The organism is Rhizobacter sp. (assembly GCA_021153565.1).
In the GTDB taxonomy this organism is placed as follows: domain Bacteria; phylum Pseudomonadota; class Gammaproteobacteria; order Burkholderiales; family Burkholderiaceae_C; genus Albitalea.
Genome location: JAJKJU010000241.1, coordinates 1 through 25,150, shown reverse-complemented (window position 1 = coordinate 25,150; position 25,150 = coordinate 1). Strand labels below are relative to the sequence as shown.

Here is a 25,150-nt window from a genome sequence, read left to right as displayed (position 1 = left end):
TGGGTGTCCATCAGGCCCAGCGTCGTGTAGAGCTGGAAGAACGGCAGCAGGAACACCGCCGGGGGCGTCATGCGGTTCGTCAGCAGCCAGAAGAACACGTGCTTGTCGCCGAGGAACGAGTAGCGCGAGAACGCATACGCGGCCGGCAGCGCGACGACCAGCGAGATGACGACGTTGATGGCGACGTAGATCAGCGAGTTGACGTAGCCCGAATACCAGGACTCGTCGGTGAAGATCGTCCTGTAGTTGCCCCACGTGAAGTGGTGCGGCCACAGGCTGAACGCCGCGGTGATCTCCTCGTTCGTCTTGAACGACATGTTGACCATCCAGTAGACGGGCAGCACCGCGAAGACGAGGTAGGCGATCAGCAGGAGCGTGCGCTTCTTGAATCGACGGTCATCCATTGGACACCTCGCCTTCGGAAACCGTGCCCACGCGCTGCATCCAGTTGTAGAGGATGAATCACAGCAGCAGGATGATGAGGAAGTAGATCAGCGAGAAAGCCGCGGCAGGCCCGAGGTCGAACTGGCCGACCGCCTTTTGCGTGAGGTATTGCGACAGGAAGGTCGTCGAGTTGCCCGGCCCGCCTCCCGTCAGCACGAAGGGCTCGGTGTAGATCATGAAGCTGTCCATGAACCTCAGCAGCACGGCGATCATCAGCACACCTCGCAGCTTGGGCAGTTGAATGAAGCGAAAAACTGCGAACTTGCTGGCGCCGTCGATGCGCGCGGCCTGGTAGTAGGCATCAGGGATGGCTCGCAGGCCGGCGTAGCAAAGCAAAGCGACGAGCGGTGTCCAGTGCCACACATCCATCAGCAGCACCGTGAACCACGCGTGTGTCGCGTTGCCGGTGTAGCTGTAGTTGAAGCCGAGCTTCGCGAATGCCGCGCCCATGAGGCCGATGTCCGTGCGGCCGTAAATCTGCCAGATGGTGCCGACGACGTTCCAGGGAATCAGCAGCGAAATCGCCACGACCACGAGCACAGCGGACGCTTGCCAGCCTTTGGCCGGCATCGACAGCGCAAGCATGATGCCCAGCGGAATCTCGACCAGAAGCACCGCGAAGGAGAAGGTGATCTGCCGCAGCAGTGCACCTTGCAGGTCGTCGTCGCGCATCACGGCCTTGAACCACTCGGTGCCGACGAAGACGCGGCGTTCGGGCGAGATGATGTCCTGCACCGAATAGTTCACGACCGTCATCAAGGGAAGGATGGCCGAAAAGGCGACGCACAGGATGACAGGGAGGATCAGGAACCAGGCCTTTTGATTGATGGGCTTCATCGGTTTGACTCCGCAGCCGGCGCCCTCACCCCAGCCCTCTCCCAGAGGGAGAGGGAGGAATGCAGATGAAGTGATGGCACGAGTCCGCTGAACTGCTCCCAGAAGGGGAAGGAATGCAAATGACGTGATGGCACGAGTCCACTGAACTGCTCCCTCTCCCTCTGGGAGAGGGCTGGGGTGAGGGCAAACGTACTCACGCGATCAACTCCTCATACTTGTAAAAGCAAGTGTGGCTTCCCAACACGTTGAGCCACACGTCGTCGCCCATGGCCGGCTTCTTCGCTTCAGGACTGAGCCGCGCCCGAATCACCATGTCGCCGCTGGTCGCCGTGAGCAGCCAGTACGTGCCAATGTCCTGCGCCTTCCGCACCTTGGCGGGCAACGAATCGGCCTGCCCCGGTTGTGCGAGTTGCACGTATTCGGGCCGCACCCCCAGCGTGAAATCACCTGCGCAAGCCAAAGCCGGATTCGTACGCCCGCGCAATACATGCCCGCCGACGAGGATTCCGTCGCCTTGCACTTTGGCCGGCAGGAAGTTCATGCCGGGCGAACCGATGAAATTGCCGACGAAGGTGTGCTGCGGACGCTCGAAGAGGTCGGACGCCGACCCCACTTGCACTGCCCGTCCGCGCGTCATCACCACCACCTGGTCGGCAAAAGTCAGCGCCTCCACTTGGTCGTGCGTGACGTAGACGAGCGTGAGCTTCAGCTCGTGATGAATCTGCTTGAGCTTGCGGCGCAGTTGCCACTTCAGGTGCGGATCGATCACCGTCAGCGGCTCGTCGAAAAGCACCGCACTCACGTCTTCGCGCACCAGCCCGCGGCCGAGCGAGATCTTCTGCTTGGCATCGGCCGCCAGCCCCGCCGCGCGCATGTTGAGCTGCGCGCTCATCTCGAGCATCTCGGCGATGACACCCACACGCTGCTTGATCTTGTCGGCCGCAACACCGCGATTGCGCAGCGGGAACGCGAGGTTCTCTGCCACCGTCATCGTGTCGTAGATCACCGGGAACTGGAACACCTGCGCAATGTTGCGTTCCTGCGGCGTCTTCTTCGTGACATCGACGCCGTCGAACTTCACCGTGCCCTGCGAGGGCGTGACGAGGCCGGAGACGATGTTGAGCATCGTCGTCTTGCCGCAGCCGGAGGGACCGAGCAGCGCATAGGCACCGCCGTCATCGAATCTCATCTTGAGTGGCAGCAGCGCGTAGTCTTCCTCGCGCTTGGGGTTGGGCTTGTAGGCGTGAGCCAGGTCGAGATCGATGCGTGCCATGTCAGCGCACCTCCTGCGGTGCAACGAGCAAGTTGCCGGCGGCGTCGAAGACGTAGACCTGCAACGGATTGAGGTACAGCTTGATCGCCTCGCCCAGCATGAATTGATGAACACCGGTGAGCTGCGCCACGAGTTCGCCGATCGCGGTCTCTACGTGCACGAAGGTGTCCGAACCGGAAATTTCCGCGAGTTCGACCTTGCCGGGCAAGGCAAGATCACCGTCGCGTTGGCGCACACGAAGCGCACTCGCACGAACGCCGATGGTCAGCACTGGTGTGCTCGACGACGGCAGTGGCACCGACAAATTGACACCCGCATGCAAGGTCACGCCAATGGTCGCTGCCGTGCCCGGCAGCAGGTTCATCGGCGGATCGCTGAAAGCGCGGGCCACGCGGATCGACTTCGGCTTGTGGAACACATCGGCCGTGGGGCCGTACTGCAACAACTCGCCGGCATCCAGCACTGCCGTGTAGCCGCCCAACAGCAAGGCCTCGGTCGGCTCGGTGGTGGCATAGACCACCGTCGATTCGCCGGTCGCAAACAACTGTGACAGCTCCTCGCGCAACTCTTCGCGCAGCTTGTAATCAAGGTTCACCAGCGGCTCGTCGAGCAGCATCAAAGGCGCCTTCTTCGCCAGTGCACGCGCGAGCGCCACGCGCTGCTGCTGACCACCCGACAACTCGGCTGGCAGGCGCATCAGGAAAGGCTCGATGTGCAGCTTCGCCGCGAGCTCGCTCACGCGTTGTGCAATGCCTTTTTCGCCACGCAACTTCAAGGGCGACGCGATGTTGTCCGCCACCGTCATCGACGGGTAGTTGATGAACTGCTGATACACCATGGACACGTTGCGATCACGCACCGGCTTGCCCGTCACGTCCTGGCCGTCGGCCAGCACGCGGCCTTTGGAGGGGGCATCGAGCCCGGCCATCACGCGCATCAGCGAGGTCTTGCCGGCCTGTGTGGCGCCCAGCAGCACCGTCACTGCACGCGGCACCAATGTGAGGTCGAGCGGATAGAGGTGGGTCTGGGCGCCAACCTGCTTTTCGATGCGTTCAAGCATCAGTTCCATGTCGTCTCCGAACGCGCCTTGTTCGCGCCTGCCATCTGCGCGGCGATGGGTTCCCAATTCGATGTGCACCACTGCGCGACAGCGCTGCGCTGCTCGACCGTCAGGTGCAGGCCGAGCTTGCTGCGTCTCCACAGCACATCGTCGGCGCTGCGCGCCCATTCGTGGTCGTGCAGGTAGTTCAGTTCGGCCTCGAAGAGGCCTGGTGCCACTTCGGCGCCGAGCCCGTCGCGCAGCAGCACCTCGACGCGCGAGCCGTAGGCGCGAGACAGTCGCCGGCACAGCATCGGGGTCAGCTCGGGGTGGCGCAAGGACAGCATCTGCTCGAAGCGGGCGATGTCGGTGTCGGGTCGCCGAGCGGCTCCAATCCAGCTGCTCAGATCGCCGCCCGGAAGGAATGCGCCGCGTGTCCATGCGCCGCGCGTAGCGCCCAGCGGCGCGGCGAGCATGTCGGCGGCTTCTTCCGACAGCTTGCGGAAGGTGGTCATCTTCCCGCCCCACACGGTCAGCAGCGGCGCCGACTGCGTGTCGAAGTCGAGCTGGTAGTCGCGCGTCACGGCCGACGCATCGATGGACTCGTCTTCGAGCAAGGGGCGGACACCCGCATAGCTCCACACAACATCAGCCGGCGTGATCGCCTTTTTCATGTAGCGGCTCGCCTGCTCGCACAAGTACGCAATCTCGCTCTCGTCGATGCGGGCCTGACCGACCGCGCCGCGCTGCTCGATGTCGGTCGTGCCAATGAGCGTGAAGTCCCCTTCGTAGGGGATGACGAAGATGATGCGGCGATCGGGGCTTTGCAGCACGTAGGCGTGATCGTGATCAAAAAGCTTTCGCACGACGATGTGACTGCCCTTGACGAGCCGCAGCGATTTCGAATCGATGACATGCGCGTGCTCACGCAGGAACTGCGCAGCCCAGGGGCCGGCGGCATTCACGAGTGCGCGGGCCGTGATCGAGCGGTGCTGGCCATCGGCACTTTCAAGCGTGGCATGCCAGCCGTCCGCCGCGCGTTTCGCATCGACGCAACGCCAGCGCGTCAGGACCTCCGCGCCGCGCTCCACGGCGTCGACGGCGTTCAGCACCACGAGGCGCGCGTCGTCGACCCACCCATCGGAGTAGGCGAAGCCTTTGCTGTACTTCGGCTTGAGCGGCTCGCCGATTTCGCCCTCGCGAAGATCGATGGTGGCCGACGCAGGCAAGACCTCGCGGCGCGCGAGATGGTCGTAGAGGAAAAGGCCAATGCGCATCATCCACACCGGCCGCATGCTCGGGTCATGCGGCATCACGAGGCGAAGCGGATGGATGATGTGCGGAGCGCTCTTGAGCAGCACCTCGCGTTCGGCCAGCGCCTTGCGTACCAGCGAGAACTCGTAGTACTCGAGATAGCGGATGCCCCCGTGAATCATCTTTGTCGACGACGACGAGGTGTGCTGCGCCAGGTCGTCCTTTTCGCAAAGCAGTACCAACAGTCCGCGGCCGGACAGATCGCGCGCGATGCCCGCGCCGTTGATCCCGCCGCCCACAACAAGGACATCGAATGCATCGCCGCGGCTTCCTGCGGGGCGGTTGCCGGGGCCAGGGCCCGGGACGGACGAAGACGGCGCGACCGTTCTGCGGATGGCGTCCGTGCCACTCGCAGAAGGCGCGTTGAGCGGCCAGCCATTGAGCTGATTCAAAAAGGAGTCTCCTGGCCGAAAGAAACGAATATCGTGCGGTGTTCGTTTTTGTTCGTTTTAGGTTCTTCATTTTCGTTTTATCGCACGAACGAACCAAATGCAAGCTCGCAATCCACCATGGATTTCCCGTACTCACTCGCTACGCTGCGGGCACATACACACTGTCAACAATGCCGCCCGAATGACACCGAACCCGCGCCAATCCTTGCTCTTGGATGAGGTGCGCGCTCGTGGCGCGATGTCAGTCGAAGCCCTGTCGGAGCAGTTCGGAGTGACGCTGCAAACGGTGCGCCGCGACGTCAAATTGCTTTCGGATGCCGGCCTTCTTGCGCGTTTTCACGGCGGCGTGCGGCCGCCCAGCTCGACGGTCGAAAACATCGCCTACCGGCAGAGGCAGCAGCTCAACGAAAGCGGCAAGCTGCGTATCGCCAAACGCGTCGCGAAGGCGGTGCCCCATGGCTGTTCGCTCATCATCAACATCGGCACGACCACCGAGGCGATCGCGCGCGAGTTGCTGCATCACAAGGGTTTGCGGGTCATCACGAACAACCTGAACGTGGCGGCGATTCTTTCGGACAACCCCGATTGCGAGGTCATCGTCGCCGGCGGCGTGGTCCGCTCGCGCGACCGCGGCATCGTTGGTGAAGTCACGGTCGACTTCATCAAGCAGTTCAAGGTCGACATCGGGCTCATCGGGATCTCGGGCATCGAAGCCGACGGAACGCTGCGCGATTTCGACTACCGCGAAGTGAATGTCGCCCGGGCCATCATCGAACACTCGCGCGAGGTCTGGCTTGCGGCAGACCACAGCAAGTTCAACCGGCCGGCGATGGTGGAGCTGGCGCGGCTGAGCCAGATCGACAAGTTGTTCACCGACGCCCACCCGCCTGCGCCGTTTCCGGCGTTACTGACCGAGGCAGGCGTCCAATTGACCATCAGCGATTCGTAGACCGGATGTCTTCCATGACAGGCAAGAACTACCTCCTCGCCCTCGACCAGGGCACCTCCAGCTCGCGCAGCATCGTGTTCGACCGGCAGGGCCGCATTGTCGCGATGGCGCAGCGCGAGTTTCGCCAGATCTATCCGCAGCCCGGCTGGGTCGAGCACGATCCGAAGGAGATCTGGGACTCGCAACTTGCCACCGCGAAAGAGGCGCTCGCAAAAGCCGGTATCGGCGCGAGCGAGGTCGCGTCCATTGGCATCACCAACCAGCGCGAAACCACGGTTGTGTGGAACCGCAAGACGGGCGAGCCGATTCACAACGCCATCGTCTGGCAGGACCGGCGCGCCGAGCCTGCTTGCGCGGCCTTGCGCGAGCGCGGCCTCGAAGGACTCTTCCGCGAGAAGACCGGCCTCATCATCGACGCGTACTTCTCGGGCACGAAGCTCAAGTGGATCTTCGACAACGTGCGCGGAGTTCGCGACGCCGCCATGCGGGGAGAACTCGCTTTCGGCACGATCGACTCGTGGCTCGTGTGGCACCTGACCGGCGGCGAGGTGCATGCGACAGACGTGAGCAACGCGTCACGCACCTTGCTCTTGAACGTGCGCGACAACGGTTGGGATGAGGAGCTGCTCAAGGTCCTCGACATCCCGCGCGAGGTGTTGCCTGCGGTGCACCCCTCCAGCCATGTCTACGGGAACACGCGTGCCGACTTGCTCGGCGCATCGATTCCCATCGGCGGCGTGGCCGGTGACCAGCAAAGCGCCCTCTTCGGCCAGGCCTGCTTCCAGGCCGGCCTCGCGAAGAACACCTACGGCACCGGGTGCTTCATGCTGATGCACACCGGTTCACGGTTCCAGACATCGACCAACGGGTTGATTACCACGAGTGCCGCGCAGCCCACGACAACGCCCGAGTTCGCCCTGGAGGGCAGCGTGTTCATCGCCGGCGCCGTGGTGCAGTGGTTGCGCGACGGGCTGCATGCGATCAAGGGCAGCGGCGAAGTGCAAAACCTCGCCGAGACTGTGCCGGACAGCGGCGGCGTGATGTTCGTCCCGGCCTTCACCGGCCTCGGCGCGCCCTACTGGAATGCGGATGCGCGAGGCGCGATCGTCGGTCTCACGCGGGGCAGCACGGTCGCGCACATCGCCCGTGCGGCACTGGAAAGCATCGCGTTCCAGAGCGCGGCATTGCTGACGGCGATGAGCCGTGACGCGGTCGCAGCAGGCGGCTCGCCGGTGAGCGAGCTGCGCGTCGACGGCGGCGCCTGCGTCAACAACCTCCTGATGCAATTCCAGGCGGACCTGCTTGGCATTCCCGTCGTGCGACCGCAAGTGATCGAGACGACCGCCCTCGGGGCCGCCTACCTCGCCGGCCTGAGCTGCGGGATGTACCCCAACCTCGATGAACTCACCGCGCAATGGAAGGTCGAGCGCCGCTTTCACCCAACGATGCCGAGGGATCGTGCGCAGGAGTTGATGCATCGGTGGGAGCGCGCGGTGAGGCAGACAGTCGCGATCTAAGAAACGTATGCGGCGCGCTGATCCGCCAAGAAGGACCGATCAATCTGCTGCGCCAGCAGATCGAGGTCACGCTCACTCACGCCGCTCGTCACAAAGTGCCCCTTCCAATTCGCAACGACCTTCGCAACTGTCGCAATTTCCTCGCGCGCTTCAGCCTTGCTCAACATGAACGAAGCACACATCGACATTGCATTTTCGAGCGTCGAATCGGCCTCGTTGGCGCCCACACGCATCTGTTGATAACCCAAGGCCTGCCCCGAAGGCAGCACGTCATAAGCCGGTGACAGCGCGAACTGTTGCGCGTCGTCCATGAGCAATGCGTGATTCTTCTCGTGGTCGTCGGTGTTGTCGATGAGGATGTTGAACACCATGCGACGAAACAGCTCGCGCATGTGCGCCATGTTCGTTCCGTTCGCGGGGATTCCGCGGCGGCGCAAAAGCTGGGCGAGCTCGGGATATCCGATCTGCTCGCCGGCTGCTTTCAACGCGACGTTCGCCGTGATCGCATGCAGGCGTTGATCGCCCACGCGGTCGAAGCGCTTGACGGCCACCGCGTGCCCGTCATGAAGCCGAAGCGCCTGCGTTGGCGCCACCCGTATTCGCGCCCGCGCGGCGAGCGTCATGGATGCGTGCTCGACCAAGGGTGTATCGGTCGAGTCGCCATCGGAAAACTTCACGACCCATTGATGACCGTCGATGGCAATCAGTGCTTTCGGTCGCGCGCCGCCCATCGTCCCGCCTGGGGCGATCAGTCGTTTTTGAGCTTCGGGAATCGGCTCGTTGGCGAGCACCTTCTTCACCAGTTCATCAATCGCGGCCACATTTTCCAATGACGGCATGGGTCCGAACCGTCGCGCAGAGTAGGTTTCGGGCGATGTCGACACACCCAATGCACCGAAGCGATCGTCGCCTGCGAAGTACAGGTATTCGAGCAGCGACAGGCGGGAGGGCTTGTCGACGAATCGAATCACGCGCTCGCCCCACCGGTCGGGCCTCGCATCATCGACCGCACCCGCAGCAGTGTCCTTCTCGCGAGGCAGGAATTCCTGGTCGATGAGGGGGAGGTCTTCACTCAGGGCGAACCCTCTCGCGAGCCAGCTGGCGTCATACCGCAGGGAGACTCCGCGCTGGGTTCGAGCCGTGTTGAGTTGCCCGATGTAGATCGGCGCACTTGGCTGCGCCAGCCACCACAGGTGGAGCTGGTCAGTCGGCCGATAGGCTGCATTTGCCTTACTCATCGCCGACTTTCTTGTCGCGCAATCGCGCATTGACGGACGCAGCGGAACGAACGGCTCGGCGCTTCATCGCTTCACGAACGTCCATTTCCAATGCCCCACGGTCATTGTTGGGATCGGCCAGCTCGGGCAAGGCTTGAACGCGCCCCATCAACCACAAAGCAGTTGCATAGATGCCCGCGCTCACGCCCGGGTCTCCCTGCTCCATGCGAATCAAGGTCGGTGCTGAAACGCCCAGCCGCTGCGCCCAGGCACGCTGCGATTCCTTGCGGCGCACTCGTGCGATGGCAAGGTTTTCGCCCAGACGTCGCAGCGCTTCTACTGCGATGGGCGGTAAAGAGACTAGAGCTGGCGTCGTCTTTGGCATAACATAAATGTTATATAAGTTGGCTGATTGGTCAAGTTTATGTTATTCAGAACGCAGTCAATCATGCCCTGTCGTAGGATGACCAGCCATCATTCACGGAGGCTTCACGATGCATTTCGGCTACACCATCGTCTACGTCAGCGACGTGGCGGCGTCGCTCGATTTCTTCGAGCGCGCATTCGGGCTCTCGCGTCGCTTCCTGCATGAATCCGGCGGCTATGGAGAGCTCGCGACGGGCACCACCGCGCTCGCCTTCGCCCAACACGAGGTGGCCCGCAGCAACCTCGGCTGTGACTATCTCGCCGCCGGCGCGAGCGGCAGCCCACTGGGCATGGAAGTCGGCCTCGTCACCGACGACGTTCAAGCCGCTTTCGACCGTGCCGTGCAGGCAGGGGCGCAGGCGATGGCATCGCCCGTCAACAAGCCCTGGGGACAGACCGTGGCCTATGTGCGATGCCCCGATGGGACGCTCGTCGAGCTGTGCACCGCGATGTAGTCGATCGAGTGCAGAGACATCCTGCGCCGTGCTGACCGCCTCTTCCAGCTTGTGCAACTCATTCGCGGCCGGGCTTGTCGACCGCCGAGCTCCTGGCCGAGCGGCTGGAGGTGTCAGCGCGAACGGTGTACCGCGACGTGGCCGACCTGCAGTCTCAGGGCGTGCCCATCGAAGGCGAGGCGGGTGTGGGCTACCGCATGCGGCCAGAGTACGACCTCCCGCCGCTAATGTTCACAAAGGACGAAGCCGGCGCCCTCGTGGCCTCGGTGCGCGTCGCGCAGCCGCGCCTTGACGCGGCACTGGCGTTCCATGCGGACGACGCCTTGTCGAAGATCCTCGCGATCCTGCCGAGGGCCGCACGGGCGGCCGCTAAAAGCCTCGCGGTCTATGGGCCGCCCGTCGGCCCGGACCGTGCCACGCGCGATTGGCTCGAAGCATTGGGTCGGAATCTCATCAACTGATCGTCGCTGACAAAGGACCAGCGTAAAGCCAAATGCTCCGCCAAAATCGGCTCACCATTGGACTGACATAGTCAAACTGTAAGTACTTGCAGGTTTACACCGTGTGCGCGATGGTGAGAATCCAGACCACTCAAGGGAGAGGATGCGAGTAACTGCAGAAGCAGTACCCGTCTGCTCGGCAACCACGCTGAGCTTCAACATATCGCAGGCACATCTGCGATATGTCGCATGGTGCATGCCAGCACTTCCTCCCCTTGCCGATGTCAACGCGTCGTGCTTCTCAGTTGCGTCTCGTCCTTTTCTTCTGGTTGTCGCGTACGGCTATTTCCCGGTGCGCTGGCAGTAGCTGATCTCAATGGAATTTGATTGCGAGCTCTCACTGGCAATCAATATGGGCTCGCCGTCCTCATGTTGCCTTCCCATATCGGGGAGACGGTGTCAGGCGCTGGGCAGATGGCAAGTGGCCAGAAAGATCCTTTTCGGGCCAATTCGTAAGCTCTCCATTTTCAGGTGAACAATGAAATCAAAACTTCTCGCAATTTCTGCAGTGTCAGTGTTGAGCGCAATTGCATTTCACGCCAATGCAACCAACTTGTACGCCCCAACCGTCTCTACCACGACCGTTCTTGATGGTGTGTCTGTTGACCTGTACGGATCCCTCGCCGACGTCGGTTCGAACGCACGACCATGGACTGCCGAGCTTTATGCGGGCGCTGGTGAATGTGTACGCTTCTTCGTCACAACCACAACATTTGATTCCGAGCTGACAGTCATCGCACCGAACGGTTCGGTCTATCGCGACGATGATGGAGGTGGCTCTTTGCGGCCCCTCGTTAAGATTGCAAGTGCGCCCAACTCCGGGTGGTATACCGTCCAAGTGGCTCACTACCTCGGCACTCCAACAAATGCTAACTTCACCTTGAAGTATGGACGTTACAACGCAGGCAACATCAATTGTTCCGGCGGTACGGTTCCTGTGTCTTCCGGCATAGAACCCGGAGCTTACAAAGCCCAATCAGTAGCGCCGGTGGTTGCTCCCAAGGCAGCCGATGCTCCCTGACTATTTCCAATTGCTTGTGCAATTGACTTCGGCTTGCTTGGACAGATAAGCCGAAGTATCTCGATCTGAACTTGCTCTGGGTGGCCGTTCATTTCTCATTGCGAGAAACGGATGGCAACCTCTGACGTCTTTTGAATTCTTGAGCAGTTCCTTCCTCGACTGAGAGGCTGAGTGGCCGCGCAGCTTTCCCGGAAAACTTCTCATCACCCCCTCGCGGAAAATCCGCTACGCTGTTCTTTGCAGGCCACGCGCCGCGGCGACCCCGTGCCTTGGGCCTCGCTTTCAGGTCCCCGCTGCCATCCGCAGCGAAGGGGACGTGCGCATTCGACATGAGCGTGGAGCATTGCGATGAGCCAGCACGAACCGTTGCGTCTGCACGTGCCGGAACCCACCGGGCGACCGGGTTGTCAGACCGATTTTTCCTACCTCAAGCTCGCCCGTGCGGGCGACGTGCGCCGACCCCCGGTCGACGCGGCGCCCGCCGACACCAGCGACCTCGCCCACACGCTGATTCGCGTGCTCGACGAAGCGCATGGCGCCATTGGTCCATGGGACCCGCACGCCGATCCGCAACTCCTGCGCCGCGGCCTGCGCGCGATGATGAAGACCCGCATCTTCGACGCGCGCATGCTGATTGCGCAGCGGCAGAAGAAGATCTCGTTCTACATTCAGTGCCTGGGCGAAGAGGCAATTGCGACGGGGCACGCCCTCGCGCTGCAGCACGGCGACATGAGTTTTCCGACCTACCGCCAACAAGGTCTCTTGCTCGCGCGCGAAGACGTGTCGATGGTCGACATGATCTGCCAGTTGATGTCGAACGAGCACGATGCGCTCAAGGGCCGGCAGCTTCCGGTGATGTACTCCGTCAAGCGCGCCGGCTTCTTCAGCATCAGCGGCAACCTCGCCACACAGTTCATCCAGGCGGTGGGTTGGGCGATGGCGTCGGCCATCAAGGGCGACACGAAGATCGCGTCGGCATGGATCGGCGACGGCGCCACCGCCGAATCTGACTTCCACACGGCCCTCACCTTCGCCCACGTGTACCGCGCCCCGGTGATCCTGAACGTGGTCAACAACCAGTGGGCGATCTCGACTTTCCAAGCGATCGCGGGCGGTGAAGCGACAACGTTTGCTGCACGCGGCGTGGGCTGCGGCATCGCCTCGCTGCGCGTGGACGGCAACGACTTTCTCGCCGTGCTCGCGGCCTCGCGCTGGGCAGCCGAGCGTGCGCGCAGCAACCTCGGGCCGACGCTGATCGAATGGGTGACGTATCGCGCCGGTGCGCACTCGACTTCGGACGATCCGTCCAAGTACCGGCCCGCCGACGACTGGGTGCGCTTCCCCCTTGGCGACCCGATCATGCGGCTCAAGAACCACCTCATCGGCATCGGCGCGTGGACGCAGAAGGAGCACGAGGACGCGCAGGCCGAACTCGAAGCGCAGGTGCTGGCCGCTCAAAAGGAGGCAGAACGCTACGGCAGCTTGCTGGACGGGCAAATCCCGCCGCTCTCGACAATGTTCGAGGACGTCTTCAAGGAAATGCCTGCGCACTTGCAGGATCAATATCGACAAGCCCAACAGGCGGGGGCATGAACATGCTCAAGAAGGCCAAAACGAGCGCGATCGAGCAGGACATCAGCGACGTGAAGAAGTCGCCGATGACGATGATTCAGGCGCTTCGTTCAGCAATGGACGTCATGCTCGAACGCGATGCGAACGTCGTGGTTTTCGGCCAGGACGTAGGCTACTTCGGCGGCGTATTTCGCTGCACCGAAGGGCTGCAGGCCAAGTTCGGCAAATCGCGTGTCTTCGATGCGCCCATCTCCGAAGGGGGCATCGTGGGCGCCGCCGTCGGCATGGCGGCGTACGGGCTGCGTCCGGTGGTCGAGATCCAGTTCGCGGACTACTTCTATCCTGCGTCCGATCAGATCGTGTCCGAAGCGGCGCGGCTGCGCTATCGCTCCGCAGGCGACTTCACCGCGCCTCTCACCATCCGCATGCCCTGCGGCGGCGGCATCTACGGTGGACAGACGCACAGCCAGAGCCCGGAGGCGCTGTTCACGCATGTCTGCGGCATTCGAACGGTGATGCCATCGAACCCGATCGATGCGAAGGGGCTGCTGATCGCCTCGATCGAGAACGACGATCCCGTGGTCTTTCTGGAACCGAAGCGGCTGTACAACGGACCTTTCGACGGGCATCACGACAGACCGATCGTGCCGTGGTCCAAGCATCCGCTGGGCGAAGTGCCCGAGGGGTACTACACGGTGCCACTGGACTCGGCGTCGGTGTTTCGGCCGGGAAAGGATATGACGGTGCTGACGTACGGAACGATGGTGTTTGTGTCGGAGGCAGCGGCCAGCGAAACTGGCATCGATGCCGAGATCATCGACCTGCGCACGCTTTGGCCACTGGACTTGACGACCGTGGTCGAGTCGGTGAAGAAGACTGGCCGATGCGTGGTCGTGCACGAGGCGACGCGCACGAGCGGCTTCGGGGCGGAGTTGGTGTCACTGGTGCAGGAGCATTGCTTCTATCACCTGGAAGCCCCGATCGAGCGCGTAGCGGGGTGGGACACGCCGTATCCGCATGCGTTGGAGTGGGCGTACTTTCCCGGTCCCGAGCGAGTCGGCCAAGCCTTGAAGCGCGCGATGGAGGCATGATGGGCATTCACACCATCAAGATGCCGGACATCGGCGAAGGCATTGCAGAAGTCGAACTCGTCGCGTGGCATGTGAAGCCGGGCGATGTAGTCGATGAAGACCAAGTACTTGCAGATGTCATGACGGACAAGGCGAATGTGGAGGTTCCGTCGCCGGTGAAAGGGACTGTGTTGGCGTTGGGCGGCGACGTGGGGCAGGTACTTGCGGTGGGCTCGGAGTTGATTCGCATCGAGGTGGCAGAGACCGCTGAGGCTGGCGCGGTGGAACGGGCGACGAAGGTGGGTGCCATGTCTGCGGCTCGCCCCTCACCCCAACCCTCCCCCCAGTCTCCCCAGAGGGGCGAGGGAGTCCGGCCCGAGGCCGCGAGTGCTGCGCCGTCTCAGACGAGACGCGTTTCGACCGGAGGCTCCTTGGAGGAGCCTGTGATGCACGTATCGGAGATTCAACGAAGCGACCGCCCCATCGCCACTCCCTCGGTGCGCCGCCGCGCGTGGGAACTTGGCATCGACCTTCAGTCCGTCAAGGCCACAGGCCTCGGCGGCCGCATCATGCACGGCGATCTTGAAGCTCACGTCGCCAAACACGGCTCTTCAACCCCGTCTCGGGCACTGGCAGGAGAGCGGCAGGATGAAGGCGTCGTCACCATCACCACGACCCCGAACTACGCCGAACGGAACGACGAACAGCAAATCCCGGTGATCGGTGTGCGGCGCAAGATCGCGCAGAAGATGCAGGAGTCCAAGCGACGCATCCCGCACTTCACCTATGTCGAGGAGGTCGACGTCACCGATGTCGAAATCCTGCGCTCACAACTGAACATCAGGTTCGGTGCCCAGCGCGGCAAGCTCACCCTGCTGCCCTTCCTCGTCCGCGCCGCGGTGATCGCCTTGCGCGATTGCCCGCAGATCAACGCGCGCTTCGATGATGAGGCCGGGATCGTGACGCGCCACGGCGCCGTGCACATCGGCGTCGCGACGCAGACGGCGGCGGGATTGATGGTGCCGGTTCTCAGGCATGCGGAAACTCGCGACCTGTGGTCCTGCGCATCCGAAGTCTCGCGGCTCGCCGACGCAGCGCGCGCCGGCAAGGTCACGCGCGACGAGCTGACGGGGTCGACCCTCACGATCACAAGCCTCGGAGCCTTGGGCGGCATCGCGTCAACGCCGGTCATCAACCATCCCGAAGTTGCGATCGTGGGCGTGAACCGCATCGTTGAACGGCCGGTATACCGCAACGGCACCATCGTTCCACGACAGTTGATGAACCTGTCCTCGTCCTTCGATCACCGAGTGGTCGATGGCATTGATGCCGCGAAGTTCGTGCAGGCGATCCGCTCGCTGCTGGAAGTACCCACGACCTTGTTCGTTGAATAGGAGCGGATGAAGTGCGAAGGCGACGCACAAGCGTCCCGTTGGCGTCAAGGAATGCAGATCAGGAGCGGAGCAATTTTGCGAGTTCGTGGATTGCCACTGCGCTCAGCCCCAGAAACACCACGATGGCGATCACGAGGCCCTTGAAGCCGAAGCCTGAGCCGCTGCGACGGCGTGCGACACGGGCATTGAGTTCGCTCGGCACGTGGTAGCCGGAGAGCACGGAGTAGCCCGTGGTGTGCGTGAACTCACTGGGGCGCTCTTCGGCAGGCTCTTCGTCCCAAGCAAAGATGTGTGGGTGGCTGCGCATGAGGACCATTGTTCGACTTCGAAGAAAAAAGGGAATGCCGCAGATGAGGGCCCCTTATTCGCGGAGCGGGGAATTCCCTACGCCCAAGTGAAAGTCCGCGCAAAGCGCAGCCATGGCTTGGCCATGGCGAGCATTTGCAACGACGAGCATGGGGCTTTGGCGTGATGAGCGGGCGTGACCGAAATACTCTCAGCCTCTGCCTCGCTACTGGCGTACGCCCTCGATGGAAATCAGCAGTCGCACCTTGTCCCCGACGAAGGGCAGGCCAAAGGTGCTGCCGTAGTCGCTGCGCAAGATGTCGGCCTCGAAGTCGCCGCCGCACACCTCGCGATTGCGCATTGCGTCAACGCGGCAGGCGAAGTTGGAGGCGTTCAGCGACAAGGGTTTGGATACGCCGCGCAGCGTGAACTCGCCGCGCAGGGAGTTCAGGTGATCGCCGTCGAAGTGCAACTGCTTCGCGATGAAGTAGGCTGTTGGATAGGCATCGGTCGAGAGAAAGCGGCCGCCGCGCAGCACGTTGTCAAGTGCTGGCACGCCGCTTGACACCGAGCCGGTGGCGATGCTGACGGACACCTCGCCGTTGGCCTTGTCGCGGTCCAGGACGATGCTGCCCTCGACCGTGTCGAAGCGGCCGCGATGTGTGGAGGTGCCGAAGTGCCGCGTTTCCCAATACACCTTGGTGTGGGACGCATCGATCGTGTAAGTCACCGGCTCCGCATTCGCCGAGAAGGCGGGCATGCAGGAGGCTGCGAAAAGAACCGATCGAAGGACATTCATCGCAGCACCTCCGTCGAATTACTTACTGCTTGACCGCTTCCACCTGGATCAGCAGGCGAATGTTGTCGGGCAGCCCGTATTGCAGGCCGTAGTCCATGCCCCACTGGGTGCGCGCAATCGTGGTTTCGAAGTCTCCGCCGCATACCTCGCGCTTGAGCAGAGGGTTGTTGTAGCAGTTGAAGTTGGTGGCTTTGAGCGTGACCGGCACGGTCTTGCCGAGCATCGTCAATTGGCCTGCGACGCCGGAGACTTTGTCACCTTCGAAGTTGAATTTGTCGCTCACGAACTTGACGCTCGGCGCTTGGGCGGCATCGAAGAAGTCCTTGCCCTTCAGGTGAGTGTCGAGCGCGGGAACACCCGTGCTGATCGACGAGGTGTCGAGCGTGATCTCGGCCTTGCCGACCTTGGCCGCGCGGTCGAAGGCAACCGTGCCTTCCTTTTTGTCGAAGCGGCCGCGCAGCGTCGAGGTGTTGAAGTGCTTGGCTTCGAAGGTCACGAAAGTGTGCGTCGGATCGATCGCATAGGTCGCGGTTTCTGCCTGGGCGATGCCGGCCAGGGAAAGGACGGCAAGGGCGAGGAGGGCTTTCTTCATGGCTTGGTAAGGATGGTGGAGGTGGAAAGAATCAGAGCGTGGGAACGCCCGTGAGGGACAACTTGAATTTCACTTGCACATCGTTTGCGACCATGGACGTGTCTTTCCAGTCGCCGTCGCCGATGCGAAAGTCGAGCCGCTTGATGGTGAATGCGCCGGAGGCCGTGGTGTTGGTGCCGGCCTGCGCAAGCGCCACCGGCACGATGACATCGCGACTGGAACCCTTGATGTTGAGCTTGCCTGCCACATCGAACTTGCCACCGCCCAGCGCCTTCACGCTGGTCGACTCAAAGGTCGCCTGAGGAAACTGCTTGATCGAAAACCAGTCGGGCTTGGCGAGCTCGGCTTCTGTCTCGGCCGCGCCGAGCGAGGCGCTCGCGAGATCGATGGTCAGCGCGATCTTGGCGGCGTCGGGCTTCTTCGGATCGAAGGCCACTTGCGCGTCGAACTTCTTGAACTTGCCGTCGACGGGCACGCCCATCTGCTTGCTGGTGAAGCTGATCTCGCTTTGCGCGGGCAGAAGCTTTTGCTGCGCGCAGGCTGGCATTGCGGTCGATGCGAGCAGGGCCAATGCGACGGTCGCGAAATAGGTCTTGGTGGAGGTTTTCATTCGGTCTGTTCTCTCTTCATTGCTTCTGGAGCCACATGCGCGACAGGATGTTGTCGCGGTCGATGAAGTGATGCTTGAGCGCCGCAGCGACGTGGGCGAGGACGACGATGGCCATCAGCCATGCAAGCCGCTCGTGCCAAGGCTTGATGGCTTGGGCCAAGGCCTTGTCGACCGGCACGAAATCCGGGAGGGGAAGCACGCCGAAGGCCACGATCGGGAAACCCGCCGCTGAGCTGTAGGCCCAGCCGACCAAGGGCACGGCAAAGAACAGCACGTACAACACGTTGTGCGCCGCATGGGCCGCGCCGCGTTGCACGGGCGACATCGGCAGATCGGCCGGCGGCTTGTGCATGAGGCGCCAGGCGAGCCTCACGAACGAGAAAGCGAGGATGGTCACGCCCGCCCATTTGTGCCAGTTGTAAAGCTTGAGCCGCTGCGGAGAAAGCGGCAGGTCAGCCATGTACAGACCCAGGGCGAAAGAGGTCACCAGTCCGAGCCCGAGGAGCCAATGCAGCACGATGGCAGTGCCGGTGTAGCGCGATGGTGTGGAGTCGGTCATGGCGGGTTGTTGAAACTTTAGTGGTCTTGGCGACATACGAGTCTGACGGGCACGACGGACGCACTTTAGGTGTACGGCGTGTGTGGGCATTTCATCCGGCTTGTCGGAGGCATTCAAATTTTTGAACGAAGAGCCGAACTGTCACGAAACGTCAATACCCACATCAAACATTTCAGGCTCCCGCTCGGATGTCTTCGGTCCTGCGCCTTCAATTGCGATAGGCGTGGCGTCAACTTCACCGCGTAATGCCTCGGATACGGCAGATCGATTTTGAGTTCCGTCTTGATTCGACCCGGAAGTGACGATGCAAGCTATTCGTATGCCACCGGTCTACACTCGAGGTCCAAGCTGTCTAGACCACTTCCATCATGGCATTCGAAGCCTGTGTACTGACACCCGGCACCATACCGCTGCTCGTTTCGTTCCCTCATGTGGGAACCGACATTCCGTCCAGTATGGCGCGGCACATGACGCCGGCCGCACTGCTTCTTGCAGATACCGACTGGCACTTGCCGCAACTCTATGCCTTCGTGCGCGAAATGGGTGCGAGTACGCTGGTGCCGCGTTATTCGCGCTACGTGATCGACCTGAATCGACCGCCCGAGGACATCAACCTGTACCCTGGGCAGGACACGACGGGGCTTGTGCCGATCGACACCTTTCGCAAGGAGGCGATTTACCTGCCGGGCGAAGAGCCTGACGAAGCAGAGATCGCCGAGCGGCGCGATCTGTACTGGCGCCCGTACCACGAGGCGCTGGCATCGGAGCTGGCGCGGCTTCGCGCAGCGCACGGCCATGCGGTACTGTGGGACGCGCATTCGATTGCGAGTGTGCTGCCGCGATTTTTCGAAGGCCGGTTGCCCGATCTCAACCTCGGCACCGCCGACGGAAGCTCCTGCGCACCCGACGTGCAAGCGGCAGCCGAATCTGTGCTCGATGCGCAAAGCGTCTTCACCCACGTGACGAATGGGCGATTCAAGGGCGGCTACATCACCCGGTACCACGGCCGTCCGGAAGACGGCGTTCACGCGCTCCAGATGGAGATGTGCCTGCCAACGTACATGGACGAGACCGCACCGTTTGCCTATCGGCCCGACTTGGCGACACGCGTGCAGCCATTTCTACATCGCATGCTCGATGCCGTTGTGAAAGCGGCGGCGTAGAGGGGTCGCGCCGATCGCATACGACAGTTCGGCCGGGTGGTCGATGTTCCAGAGGCACAAGTCGGCCTGCCTGCCGACTTCGATGCTTCCGTGAGTTGCCTGCAAGCCCAGTGCTTGCGCCGCATGGCGGGTGACGCCGAGCAGTGCCTCGGACGGGGTCATGCGGAACAGCGTACAGGCCATGTTCATCATCAAGGGCAGATGCGTGGTCGGGCTGGTGCCGGGGTTGCAGTCCGTCGCGATCGCCATGGGCACACGGTGCTTGCGGAAGAGGTCGATGGGCGGCACGCGCGTGTCGCGCAGGAAGTAGAAGGCGCCTGGCAGCATCACGGCCACCGTCCCGGCGCGCGCCATCGCTTGAACACCGGCTTCGTCGATGTGTTCAAGATGGTCCGCAGAGAGTCCGCCGAATTCCGCCGCGAGGGCCGCACCTTGCTGGTTGGACAACTGCTCTGCGTGGAGCTTGACCGGCAGCTTGTGCGCTCGCGCCGCCTCGAACACGCGTCGCGTCTGCGCAGGGCTGAAGCCGATGGTCTCGCAAAAGGCATCCACGGCATCGGCGAGGCCTGATCGTGCCGCCTCGGGAATGATGCGGTGCACGATCTCGTCGACGTATTCTTCGGCGCGCCCTTCGAACTCGGGCGGCAATGCGTGAGCGGCCAGCAGGCTCGTGCGAACGTTGATGGGGAAACGCTCGCCGAAGTGGCGGGCGACCTGCAGACACTTCAACTCATGTTCGAGCGACAGCCCGTAGCCTGACTTGATCTCGACCGTCGTGACGCCGTGGCGCATGAGACTTTGCAGGCGCTTGGCAGATTGTTCGAAAAGGCTCGTTGGGTCGGCCTCGCGAGTGAGCCGGACCGTGGACCGAATCCCGCCGCCGGCTCGCGCAATCTCTTCGTAGCTCGCGCCCTGCAATCGCAGTTCGAACTCGCGTGCGCGGTCGCCTGCGTAGACCAAGTGGGTATGGCAATCGACGAGGCCGGGCGTGAGAAGCGCGCCTTGGCCGTCGCACTCGGACGCAGCGGCCAGCGTGGCTGGGAGCCGATCCATCGGGCCGACAGCCTCCACACGACCCGCCTTGACGGCGACGAAGCTGGACGGCGAGACGGGGCAGGCATCGTCGGTGCACGAGACGATGCGCACGTCCGTGATCAGAAGGTCGACAGGTGCGTTCATGCGGTCATGCCTCGTCCAGCAGTTGCTTGCGAGCTGCAAGGAATGCCCGGCGCGAGTCGGCTTGCAAGGCATGCTGGCCGTCGCGCACGCGGCACTTTCCGCCAACCCACACTTCGCGCGGTGCGGTGTCAGGATGGCTCGCGAAGATGTGACTCGATAGTGCTTGCGAGGCCGTCAGGCCGTTCGCGACCTCGTGGGACAAGACCGCGAAATCTGCACGCTGGCCGGGCGCGAATCCGGCGATCGGCCGCGCGCTCGCACGCGCGCCACCGGCGACTGCGTCGAGCCAAAGACGCTCTGCCACGACGGGTCGCGTGGAAGATGCAAGAACATTGCGCTTCTGGCTGGCCAGCCGTTGGGTGTATTCGAGCAGGCGCAATTCCTCTGCCGCATCAACGGTGGCGTGGCTGTCCGAGCCGATGCCCCAGGCGCCGCCGGCCTCGAGGTAGCGCGACGCGGGAAACACGCCGTCGCCGAGATTGGCTTCTGTGCTCGGACACAGCCCCGCGACCGCGCCGCTTTTTGCCATGGCGGTCAACTCCGCTTCGTCAACATGCGTCGCATGTACCAGGCACCAACGCTCGTCGACGTCGGCGTGATCGAGCAACCATTGCACCGGCCGCGCGCGACTCCAGGCAATGCAATCGTCGACCTCGCGCTGCTGTTCGGCGATGTGAATGTGAACCGGGGCGCGCGGGTCCATGGCATGCAGGCCCTGGACCACTTCGTTCAACGCCTGGGGCGGCACGGCGCGCAGCGAGTGCGGTGCGACGCCGACCGTCGCATCGCTCGCATGCACACGCTCGACGATGCGCAGTAAATCGTCGACATCGTTGATGAACCGGCGCTGCCCCAGCACCGGCGGCCTGGCACCGAACCCGCTGGCTTGATAGAGCACGGGCAGCAGCGTGAGCCCGATGCCCGCGCGCTTGGCTGCGGCGACGATGCCGAGCGCCATTTGCGCAGGCTCCGCGTAGGGCCGACCGTGCGTGTCATGGTGCACGTAGTGGAACTCGCACACCGACGTGTAGCCGGCTCGCAGCATCTCGATGTAGAGGTGCGTGGCGATGTCTTCGAGAGACTGCGGACTGAGTGCGCAAGCAAAGCGGTACATGTGCTCGCGCCACGTCCAGAAGCTGTCGTCGGCCGACGCACCCACTTCGCGGCGGTATTCGGTAAGGCCGGCGAAGGCGCGCTGGAAGGCGTGTGAATGCAGGTTTGGCATGCCAGGCACGACGCAACCGGGCGCACGTGGAATTCCCGCGATGCCGGCGGCATTCGGCGTCACGCTGATCAAGCTTCCGGCCGTATCCCACACCAGCAAGACATCATTCGCCCAGCCCTGTGGGAGCAAGGCGTGCGGCGCAAGTAGCGCTCGGGCCGTGTCAATGCGTTGCGTTGTGCTCATGCTGCATCCCGGCAGAGCTCATGCAATTGCACAAGGAGAAGTCGCGTGTCGGCGGTTTGCGCGCAGGCCTTGCGTGACGGTGCTCCGCAACGCCAAAGTGCACCCTGGCCTTCTCGGAGGATTGTTGTCGGCATTGCGTCAGCGTCGATCGTCACCTCGCCCCGCGCGCAGTACACGAACGACGCCGGAGCGAGCTCGATGTTGCCTGCGCCCAAGTCCTCAGTGACATCGGCGCGCCATTTCGATCTGCGAACCATGACGTTGAAGTCGATACAGCCACCGTCGATCAGTGCGGCCCCCATGGGCACCTCGCCTGCAAAGCGGAACGGCTCGAAGGGCGTGTTCAGCCTCATGTCGATGGCGCCATCTTCGGACCTTAGCTGCATGCCGCGTCCTTGCAACAGCACGATGCACCGATCGATACCGGGGAAAGCCGAAAAGGGCGCATCGCGGGCGATCTCTGCCACGCTGATGCGCCAGTCGAAGTCGGCGAAGTTTGCATCGACCGGCCCCACAGCAATCTCGCGCGTGAGGCCCGCGCCGTTCTTCCAGGGCTGGACAGTCGTCTCGCGCAAGTCAATGATCGTTGGCGACACGGGCATCAACGACCGATCATCGGCAGGTTCAGCCCCTGCACATGCGCCGTCTTGACGGCGAGGTCGTACCCCGCATCGGCGTGCCGCATCACGCCCGATCCGCTGTCGTTCACGAGCACTCGCGCCAGACGCTTGGCCGCTTCATCCGTGCCGTCGGCGACGATGACCATGCCCGAGTGCTGCGAGTACCCCATGCCGACGCCGCCACCGTGGTGGATGGACACCCATGTCGCACCGCCCGCCACGTTGAGCAGCGCGTTCAGCAGCGGCCAGTCGGACACCGCGTCCGTGCCGTCCTTCATCGCCTCGGTCTCGCGGTTGGGGCTCGCCACCGAGCCGGTGTCGAGGTGATCGCGACCGATCACGATCGGCGCCTTCAGTTCACCGCTCTTCACCATCTCGTTGAAGGCGAGACCCGCGAGGTGCCGCTCGCCAAGCCCGAGCCAGCAGATACGCGAAGGCAACCCTTGGAACGCGATGCGCTCCGCCGCCATGTCGAGCCAGCGATGCACGTGGTGATTGTTCGGGAAGAGCTCCTTGAGCTTGGCGTCAGTCTTGCGAATGTCCGACGGATCGCCCGACAGCGCGACCCACCGGAACGGCCCTTTGCCTTCGCAAAACAGCGGGCGGATATAGGCGGGCACGAACCCGGGAAAGGCAAACGCGTTCTTCACGCCCTGGTCAAAAGCAACTTGGCGGATGTTGTTGCCGTAGTCGACCGTCGGCACGCCCATTCCATGGAAGTCGAGCATGGCCTGCACATGCACGGCGCACGATTGCGCAGCCGCCTGCTGAAGCCGCTCATGCTGCGACGTATCGCGCTGGGCTGCGCGCCATTGCTCCACGCTCCATCCCAAAGGCAGGTAGCCATTGATGAGATCGTGGGCCGAGGTCTGGTCGGTCACGATGTCGGGTTTGGCCCCACCGGCTTTCGCGCGGCGGACGAGCTCGGGAAGAATCTCTGCGGCATTGCCCAGCAGGCCGATAGAGATCGCTTCGCGACGGCTCGTGTGATGCGCGATCAATGCGAGTGCGTCTTCGAGATCCTTGGCCTGCTTGTCGAGATAGCGCGTGCGCAAGCGGAAGTCGATGCTCGACTGCTGGCACTCGATGTTGAGCGACACCGCTCCCGCGAATGTGGCAGCCAGCGGCTGCGCGCCACCCATGCCGCCGAGGCCCGCGGTGAGAATCCAGCGCCCCGCCAGATCGCCGCCATAGTGCTGACGTCCGGCTTCGGCGAAGGTCTCGTAGGTGCCCTGCACGATGCCTTGCGTGCCGATGTAGATCCACGAACCGGCGGTCATCTGGCCGTACATGAACAGGCCGCGGCGATCGAGTTCGTTGAAATGCTCCCAGGTGGCCCACTTTGGCACGAGGTTCGAGTTGGCAAGCAGCACGCGCGGTGCGTCGGGGTGGGTTTTGAACACGCCCACCGGTTTGCCCGATTGAATCAACAGCGACTCATCGCTTTCAAGAACCCTCAGGCACTCGAGGATTTTGTCGAACGACGCCCAGTCGCGGGCGGCGCGGCCGATGCCACCGTAAACGACCAGGTCCTCGGGGCGCTCGGCAACGCCGGGATCGAGGTTGTTCTGGATCATGCGGAATGCCGCTTCGGTGAGCCACGACTTGCAATTGAGCGTCGTGCCCTGCGGTGCGCGTACGACACGGCCGGGCGCACTTCGGGCGTCTATGGCGGTGCTGGCGATCTGGTTCAGGTCATTGGAATGCATGCGAGTCCTCGCGGGAGTCTTCTCGAAAATTCTTGGATAAGATGAAGTGGTCTAGACCACTTTAGCGGCAGCATGCGTGAAGTCGTGAGCGCCGTCAAGTTCCGACATGCTGCGCGGAGATCCCGGGGCCCGGGGGAGTTTAGATCTATGCACAAAAAGCATGGCTACTTGCCAAATCCGTCATTGCCATGCATTCAGGGTTAACCCTAAACTGCGCTCATAGGGTTTTCCCGTAATTCGAGGAATCGATCATGAGCAATACCGTCACTCTTCAGTTCTCCCTTCGCACCGTCGCTCCCCGCTTTGCGCAACCCATTGGCCGCAGCGTCGCCAGCGCAGTTGCCGCGCTTGCATCCTGGATGCGCCCCAGTGCGGAGAGCCCGGCAGAAGCCGCTGCCCGCCTGCGCAGCATGGCCAACCAATACAGCTCCCAGCCAAGCTTTGCCGCCGACCTGCGCGCAGCGGCGGACCGCCATGAGCAACAAGCCGGCATTCAGTAAGGATTTGGCCCGGAATAAGTTCCCGTTTTGGGGGGCGCTGGGCGGGATGCGATGCAAGGCACTCCGAGCGCCGTGTGGCGAGCCACACACGTGAAGCAACGCCGCAGCGCGCCCGCCCTGCGCCCCCAAAACGGGAAATTGTTTCGGGCCAAATCCTAAAAGCATGCGCACCGCCTTCTCCTTGAACATCAAGTGGAAGGGCGCCATCGGGATAGGGGCCGATCATCGCTGATCGGGCCCCTCCCACACCACCCGGCATGCGGGCCCGCACCGGGCGGTTCGAGAAGTTGAGGTCATGAGAGTTTG

25 protein-coding genes and 1 pseudogene are annotated in these 25,150 nt (G+C 62.8%); 10 read left to right on the top strand and 16 right to left on the bottom strand.

All coding sequences use genetic code 11. From position 1 onward, the window contains the following. The 5 genes and pseudogenes from AC30NL_RS15655 to glpD all read right to left on the bottom strand — a co-directional run. The coding region (locus AC30NL_RS15655) for a carbohydrate ABC transporter permease (RefSeq protein ID WP_489464925.1) at positions 1–404 on the bottom strand (404 nt) is incomplete at its 3' end. Positions 405–465: 61 nt separating this feature from the next. Beyond that, positions 466–1,281: pseudogene (locus tag AC30NL_RS15650) on the bottom strand (carbohydrate ABC transporter permease); the annotation flags it as partial. Positions 1,282–1,474: 193 nt separating this feature from the next. Beyond that, complete coding sequence (locus AC30NL_RS15645) at positions 1,475–2,554, bottom strand: ABC transporter ATP-binding protein (RefSeq protein ID WP_489464924.1); 1,080 nt, start codon at positions 2,552–2,554, stop codon at positions 1,475–1,477. 1 nt (position 2,555) lies between these two features. Continuing rightward, complete coding sequence (locus AC30NL_RS15640; RefSeq protein ID WP_489464923.1) at positions 2,556–3,623, bottom strand: ABC transporter ATP-binding protein; 1,068 nt, start codon at positions 3,621–3,623, stop codon at positions 2,556–2,558. Further along, complete coding sequence (gene glpD / locus AC30NL_RS15635) at positions 3,614–5,299, bottom strand: glycerol-3-phosphate dehydrogenase (protein ID WP_489464922.1); 1,686 nt, start codon at positions 5,297–5,299, stop codon at positions 3,614–3,616. The genes AC30NL_RS15640 and glpD overlap by 10 nt, the downstream gene beginning before the upstream one ends. A gap of 181 nt (positions 5,300–5,480) precedes the next feature. On the opposite strand from glpD, the gene AC30NL_RS15630 reads away from it, so the two are divergent. Together AC30NL_RS15630 and glpK are read left to right on the top strand one after the other, a co-directional pair. Further along, positions 5,481–6,248 (top strand): DeoR/GlpR family DNA-binding transcription regulator, encoded by a 768-nt coding sequence (locus tag AC30NL_RS15630; protein ID WP_489464921.1) that lies wholly within the window; start codon positions 5,481–5,483, stop codon positions 6,246–6,248. Between the two features lie 14 nt (positions 6,249–6,262). Further along, positions 6,263–7,765 carry a glycerol kinase GlpK gene (glpK, locus tag AC30NL_RS15625; protein WP_489464920.1) on the top strand — a complete coding sequence of 501 codons (1,503 nt, stop codon included), beginning with the start codon at positions 6,263–6,265 and terminating at the stop codon, positions 7,763–7,765. Here the strand turns inward: glpK and AC30NL_RS15620 are convergent. Continuing rightward, positions 7,762–9,003, bottom strand: coding sequence for a type II toxin-antitoxin system HipA family toxin (locus AC30NL_RS15620; protein ID WP_489464919.1), 1,242 nt, complete (start codon positions 9,001–9,003; stop codon positions 7,762–7,764). The genes glpK and AC30NL_RS15620 overlap by 4 nt on opposite strands. Then, a complete protein-coding gene (locus AC30NL_RS15615) occupies positions 8,996–9,367 on the bottom strand; it encodes an XRE family transcriptional regulator (RefSeq protein WP_489464918.1) in 372 nt (123 codons plus the stop codon). The genes AC30NL_RS15620 and AC30NL_RS15615 overlap by 8 nt, the downstream gene beginning before the upstream one ends. A 109-nt stretch (positions 9,368–9,476) precedes the next feature. Between AC30NL_RS15615 and AC30NL_RS15610 the strand changes: the two genes are divergently transcribed. The 6 genes from AC30NL_RS15610 to AC30NL_RS15585 all read left to right on the top strand — a co-directional run bounded on the left by AC30NL_RS15610 (position 9,477) and on the right by AC30NL_RS15585 (position 15,420). Further along, positions 9,477–9,863: a VOC family protein gene (locus tag AC30NL_RS15610; protein WP_489464917.1), complete on the top strand. Its 387-nt coding sequence runs from the start codon at positions 9,477–9,479 to the stop codon at positions 9,861–9,863. 74 nt (positions 9,864–9,937) lie between these two features. Beyond that, complete coding sequence (locus tag AC30NL_RS15605) at positions 9,938–10,324, top strand: helix-turn-helix transcriptional regulator (protein ID WP_489464916.1); 387 nt, start codon at positions 9,938–9,940, stop codon at positions 10,322–10,324. A gap of 517 nt (positions 10,325–10,841) precedes the next feature. Further along, the gene (locus AC30NL_RS15600) at positions 10,842–11,384 is read left to right on the top strand and encodes a hypothetical protein (protein ID WP_489464915.1); all 543 of its coding nucleotides are present in this window, start codon (positions 10,842–10,844) and stop codon (positions 11,382–11,384) included. Between the two features lie 348 nt (positions 11,385–11,732). Beyond that, entirely contained in the window at positions 11,733–12,977 is a 1,245-nt protein-coding gene (locus AC30NL_RS15595; protein WP_489464914.1) for a 3-methyl-2-oxobutanoate dehydrogenase (2-methylpropanoyl-transferring) subunit alpha, read from the top strand. A gap of 2 nt (positions 12,978–12,979) precedes the next feature. Then, the gene (locus AC30NL_RS15590; RefSeq protein WP_489464927.1) at positions 12,980–14,047 is read left to right on the top strand and encodes an alpha-ketoacid dehydrogenase subunit beta; all 1,068 of its coding nucleotides are present in this window, start codon (positions 12,980–12,982) and stop codon (positions 14,045–14,047) included. Further along, complete coding sequence (locus AC30NL_RS15585; protein ID WP_489464926.1) at positions 14,047–15,420, top strand: dihydrolipoamide acetyltransferase family protein; 1,374 nt, start codon at positions 14,047–14,049, stop codon at positions 15,418–15,420. Before AC30NL_RS15590 ends, AC30NL_RS15585 begins: the two co-directional genes overlap by 1 nt. Before the next feature lie 58 nt (positions 15,421–15,478). Here the strand turns inward: AC30NL_RS15585 and AC30NL_RS15580 are convergent, their stop codons facing one another. The 5 genes from AC30NL_RS15580 to AC30NL_RS15560 all read right to left on the bottom strand — a co-directional run bounded on the left by AC30NL_RS15580 (position 15,479) and on the right by AC30NL_RS15560 (position 18,265). Continuing rightward, positions 15,479–15,727 (bottom strand): hypothetical protein, encoded by a 249-nt coding sequence (locus AC30NL_RS15580; protein WP_489464913.1) that lies wholly within the window; start codon positions 15,725–15,727, stop codon positions 15,479–15,481. Between the two features lie 204 nt (positions 15,728–15,931). Beyond that, positions 15,932–16,504, bottom strand: coding sequence for a YceI family protein (locus tag AC30NL_RS15575; protein ID WP_489464912.1), 573 nt, complete (start codon positions 16,502–16,504; stop codon positions 15,932–15,934). Between the two features lie 22 nt (positions 16,505–16,526). Next, a complete protein-coding gene (locus AC30NL_RS15570) occupies positions 16,527–17,096 on the bottom strand; it encodes a YceI family protein (RefSeq protein WP_489464911.1) in 570 nt (189 codons plus the stop codon). A gap of 31 nt (positions 17,097–17,127) precedes the next feature. Beyond that, positions 17,128–17,706: a YceI family protein gene (locus AC30NL_RS15565; protein ID WP_489464910.1), complete on the bottom strand. Its 579-nt coding sequence runs from the start codon at positions 17,704–17,706 to the stop codon at positions 17,128–17,130. Between the two features lie 16 nt (positions 17,707–17,722). Continuing rightward, positions 17,723–18,265: a cytochrome b gene (locus AC30NL_RS15560; protein ID WP_489464909.1), complete on the bottom strand. Its 543-nt coding sequence runs from the start codon at positions 18,263–18,265 to the stop codon at positions 17,723–17,725. A 368-nt stretch (positions 18,266–18,633) separates the two neighbouring features. Between AC30NL_RS15560 and hutG the strand changes: the two genes are divergently transcribed. Then, positions 18,634–19,428: an N-formylglutamate deformylase gene (gene hutG / locus AC30NL_RS15555; RefSeq protein ID WP_489464908.1), complete on the top strand. Its 795-nt coding sequence runs from the start codon at positions 18,634–18,636 to the stop codon at positions 19,426–19,428. Here the strand turns inward: hutG and hutI are convergent. From hutI to hutU, 4 genes are read right to left on the bottom strand one after another with little or no spacing between them, the layout of a single operon-like run. Beyond that, the gene (hutI, locus tag AC30NL_RS15550) at positions 19,387–20,607 is read right to left on the bottom strand and encodes an imidazolonepropionase (protein WP_489464907.1); all 1,221 of its coding nucleotides are present in this window, start codon (positions 20,605–20,607) and stop codon (positions 19,387–19,389) included. The two genes, hutG and hutI, sit on opposite strands and share 42 nt — an antisense overlap. Positions 20,608–20,611: 4 nt before the next feature. Beyond that, positions 20,612–22,015 (bottom strand): formimidoylglutamate deiminase, encoded by a 1,404-nt coding sequence (locus tag AC30NL_RS15545; protein ID WP_489464906.1) that lies wholly within the window; start codon positions 22,013–22,015, stop codon positions 20,612–20,614. Next, positions 22,012–22,617: a HutD/Ves family protein gene (locus AC30NL_RS15540; RefSeq protein ID WP_489464905.1), complete on the bottom strand. Its 606-nt coding sequence runs from the start codon at positions 22,615–22,617 to the stop codon at positions 22,012–22,014. Before AC30NL_RS15540 ends, AC30NL_RS15545 begins: the two co-directional genes overlap by 4 nt. Next, positions 22,617–24,344, bottom strand: coding sequence for a urocanate hydratase (hutU, locus tag AC30NL_RS15535; RefSeq protein WP_489464904.1), 1,728 nt, complete (start codon positions 24,342–24,344; stop codon positions 22,617–22,619). The genes AC30NL_RS15540 and hutU overlap by 1 nt, the downstream gene beginning before the upstream one ends. 251 nt (positions 24,345–24,595) lie before the next feature. Between hutU and AC30NL_RS15530 the strand changes: the two genes are divergently transcribed. Further along, a complete protein-coding gene (locus tag AC30NL_RS15530; RefSeq protein ID WP_489464903.1) occupies positions 24,596–24,844 on the top strand; it encodes a hypothetical protein in 249 nt (82 codons plus the stop codon). Positions 24,845–25,150: the final 306 nt, after the last annotated feature.

Bases quoted from the DNA above. Each gene is read 5' to 3' on its own strand.
- AC30NL_RS15590 (WP_489464927.1), top strand. From the start codon at position 12,980: ATGCTCAAGAAGGCCAAAACGAGCGCGATCGAGCAGGACATCAGCGAC.
- AC30NL_RS15565 (WP_489464910.1), bottom strand. From the start codon at position 17,706: ATGAAAACCTCCACCAAGACCTATTTCGCGACCGTCGCATTGGCCCTG.
- AC30NL_RS15595 (WP_489464914.1), top strand. From the start codon at position 11,733: ATGAGCCAGCACGAACCGTTGCGTCTGCACGTGCCGGAACCCACCGGG.
- AC30NL_RS15580 (WP_489464913.1), bottom strand. From the start codon at position 15,727: ATGCGCAGCCACCCACACATCTTTGCTTGGGACGAAGAGCCTGCCGAA.
- AC30NL_RS15630 (WP_489464921.1), top strand. From the start codon at position 5,481: ATGACACCGAACCCGCGCCAATCCTTGCTCTTGGATGAGGTGCGCGCT.
- hutI (WP_489464907.1), bottom strand. From the start codon at position 20,607: ATGAACGCACCTGTCGACCTTCTGATCACGGACGTGCGCATCGTCTCG.
- AC30NL_RS15645 (WP_489464924.1), bottom strand. From the start codon at position 2,554: ATGGCACGCATCGATCTCGACCTGGCTCACGCCTACAAGCCCAACCCC.
- AC30NL_RS15570 (WP_489464911.1), bottom strand. From the start codon at position 17,096: ATGAAGAAAGCCCTCCTCGCCCTTGCCGTCCTTTCCCTGGCCGGCATC.
- AC30NL_RS15620 (WP_489464919.1), bottom strand. From the start codon at position 9,003: ATGAGTAAGGCAAATGCAGCCTATCGGCCGACTGACCAGCTCCACCTG.
- AC30NL_RS15540 (WP_489464905.1), bottom strand. From the start codon at position 22,617: ATGCCCGTGTCGCCAACGATCATTGACTTGCGCGAGACGACTGTCCAG.
- AC30NL_RS15610 (WP_489464917.1), top strand. From the start codon at position 9,477: ATGCATTTCGGCTACACCATCGTCTACGTCAGCGACGTGGCGGCGTCG.
- glpK (WP_489464920.1), top strand. From the start codon at position 6,263: ATGACAGGCAAGAACTACCTCCTCGCCCTCGACCAGGGCACCTCCAGC.
- hutG (WP_489464908.1), top strand. From the start codon at position 18,634: ATGGCATTCGAAGCCTGTGTACTGACACCCGGCACCATACCGCTGCTC.
- AC30NL_RS15600 (WP_489464915.1), top strand. From the start codon at position 10,842: ATGAAATCAAAACTTCTCGCAATTTCTGCAGTGTCAGTGTTGAGCGCA.
- AC30NL_RS15575 (WP_489464912.1), bottom strand. From the start codon at position 16,504: ATGAATGTCCTTCGATCGGTTCTTTTCGCAGCCTCCTGCATGCCCGCC.
- hutU (WP_489464904.1), bottom strand. From the start codon at position 24,344: ATGCATTCCAATGACCTGAACCAGATCGCCAGCACCGCCATAGACGCC.
- AC30NL_RS15530 (WP_489464903.1), top strand. From the start codon at position 24,596: ATGAGCAATACCGTCACTCTTCAGTTCTCCCTTCGCACCGTCGCTCCC.
- AC30NL_RS15545 (WP_489464906.1), bottom strand. From the start codon at position 22,015: ATGAGCACAACGCAACGCATTGACACGGCCCGAGCGCTACTTGCGCCG.
- AC30NL_RS15615 (WP_489464918.1), bottom strand. From the start codon at position 9,367: ATGCCAAAGACGACGCCAGCTCTAGTCTCTTTACCGCCCATCGCAGTA.
- AC30NL_RS15585 (WP_489464926.1), top strand. From the start codon at position 14,047: ATGGGCATTCACACCATCAAGATGCCGGACATCGGCGAAGGCATTGCA.
- AC30NL_RS15560 (WP_489464909.1), bottom strand. From the start codon at position 18,265: ATGACCGACTCCACACCATCGCGCTACACCGGCACTGCCATCGTGCTG.
- AC30NL_RS15640 (WP_489464923.1), bottom strand. From the start codon at position 3,623: ATGGAACTGATGCTTGAACGCATCGAAAAGCAGGTTGGCGCCCAGACC.